The sequence below is a fragment of the Hallella faecis genome, assembly GCF_018789675.1.
Taxonomy (GTDB): domain Bacteria; phylum Bacteroidota; class Bacteroidia; order Bacteroidales; family Bacteroidaceae; genus Prevotella; species Prevotella faecis.
In genome coordinates, this window is the sequence record NZ_JAHKBE010000110.1 from 1 (window position 1) to 2,249 (window position 2,249).

At 44.3% G+C, this 2,249-nt stretch carries 2 protein-coding genes; both read right to left on the bottom strand.

What is annotated here, in order from left to right; all coding sequences use genetic code 11:
• Positions 1 to 210: 210 nt before the first annotated feature.
• Positions 211 to 675 (bottom strand): hypothetical protein, encoded by a 465-nt coding sequence (locus tag KM934_RS12595; RefSeq protein ID WP_215760955.1) that lies wholly within the window; start codon positions 673 to 675, stop codon positions 211 to 213.
• Positions 676 to 821: 146 nt separating this feature from the next.
• Positions 822 to 2,141: an AAA family ATPase gene (locus tag KM934_RS12600; protein WP_215760956.1), complete on the bottom strand. Its 1,320-nt coding sequence runs from the start codon at positions 2,139 to 2,141 to the stop codon at positions 822 to 824.
• Between the last annotated feature and the right edge of the window lie 108 nt (positions 2,142 to 2,249).

A 2,249-nucleotide genomic window follows, 5' to 3' on the forward strand; every position in this document is an offset into this window, starting at 1 on the left:
CACGAATGACCGCTGAACAACGGATATTATCGTTGATTGTTATTCGGTAGATTCGCGCACCTCTTCGAAGCCCTCCTTGTGGATGCCACGGAGGGTAATATATGGTTTTGCGAACCTTATAATATGGCAACGCGCCACTTTCACGCAGATCTTTTATGAAATCTTTGCTTACACCGCCAAGGTAGACCGAGAGGGATTTGACGCGAATTCTCAGATTGTTTTGAGGTGTTTATCAAAATCCTTGCAACAAATGTAATCGTGCTGGATGTGGATCTCCGAATCGAGCGTTTTGCGCGAGTTGGAGATGCATTCTGAGTAAATGCTACTCGAAGACGTAGCTAAGTCGGTTAGCCTATCCGCAAACCATTCTAATCCATTTTCGTTGACATCGATATCGGTTACTAACAGAAACACGATGGGCATGTTTGCAAAAAGATCGGGATTGGAAGTGAGCTCCATGCATAGCCTCTGGCTATCTCTTAGCTTTCCTACGAGGTTGTAATCTGCAGCAGTCTCCTCGACGTTTTTCTTTTGCTGGGAGCGGTGTGCCATATAGTTTTTCCATCCTTTGAGCTCTACGAAACAGAAGTGTTCATGCTGATCTCCAACGCATACCGCATCGACGGAAGCGGGCTTCTTGTCGACACCCAGGTGGTCATAATAGGTGTCTTTCACTTTATCGAAGTCTATTACACCATGATGTTGCTTATCATTGCAGAATCCGTTGCGTTTACATGTTTTTTCGGTTTGGCAGATAGAGTCCACCTCACATTCCTGATAACGCAAACATATAGAATGGTATAGCTCCTGGGGCGTCATTCCTAATTCCTATTACGACGAGCCTCGTCAACGTTCATTATCGCATTGAGCGGAGCTGCCAGTTTGCTAAATATTTGGTTTAGGTCGTCCTTTACATCGTGAATAACCGAAAGTCGACTATCTTCCTCTTCCTCAGCGAGATAGTAATTGGTGAATGTCTCCAAATCGTGCTTGGCAGAGAAGTAACGTATTCCCTGGACAAAATAGGGACTATGGGTGCTTATTATCACAGGTATTCCGCGTTTGGCCAACTTGACCAACAACTCGGCGAACGTAACTTGCCACTGTGGATGCAAATGGTTCTCTGGCTCATCCCAAATCAATATCTTGTCGTTGCCGATAACCTGGGTCTCCAAAAGAATTTGTACCATTCCAAAGGTCTTAATTCCCGATGCTATATTGATAGGTGAAAGTTCCATGCCCATTCGTTCGCTAAAGAACTTAAGTACCTTGCTGTCCTTGTCGAAAGCAAAGCGCCCGCCCATCAATTCTGAAAGTCCATACTCGCTTTGGCTTTCTTTGCCCGAGGGAACCATCTGCAACGCATGTAGCTTATTGGCAAGATCTTTGATATGGATTGGCACCATTCCCCGGAATGTCATCATGGGCCTTGTCTGGTATTCTTGATATGTCGCTGCATAAAGGAGTGTATCGAGTATGTGGAGATAAAGAGGCGACTCCACGTAGGTGGCATCACTAAGATAATCGTCTCCTTCAAAATACACCTGATTGATTAGGTCATCGGCAAATTCAAGGGAGAGAAAACTGTTGGGATTGTCATATTCGAGTTTGGCCTTCGATTCTTTTGTCTTGTAAGAGCATATCTTGTTCATGAATTCCGACTCTGTGAAGACTCTTACTTCTGACGCTATATCTGCCGCCTTGCTATCGCCTAACGCTATGCTGATGTTATCAATATCCTGAGAAAAAAGCGACTTGATACGTGGTGATATATCTTTAGATTCGATCCACGACGATATTTTACCAAGACGTCGCTTAATTTCTTCTTTGTCGGTAAGTTCTACCAATGGGGCTATAAACCGCGAAATAGGAAGTGGCAGTATTTCTGCTAATTTGGCATCGTCGTACCTTGAAAAGCATCCATTGGCACGCTTATACAGTTCTTCAACTCTTTTCCTTAATTTTTCTTCCTTGCTTTGGTGGTTAAGAAATTCAGCGTTTGCCTGCGACTTAACCATAGAAAAGAGAAGCTTGCCTACCGTGCTTTTGCCCGAACTGTTTGCTCCAGCTATCACGGTCAGGCCGTCCAACTTGATGTCGGCAGTTTTTATCTTATTTATATTTCGTATTTTCAGTTTCATAGCTAATTTCTTTGTTGGCTATCTATGCGGTGGCAACGACAGGCAATCACATTACCTTGCGCTCCTGCTGGAGGGTGTGGGAGTGGCCGAAATTGTAAAGCAAGCCTA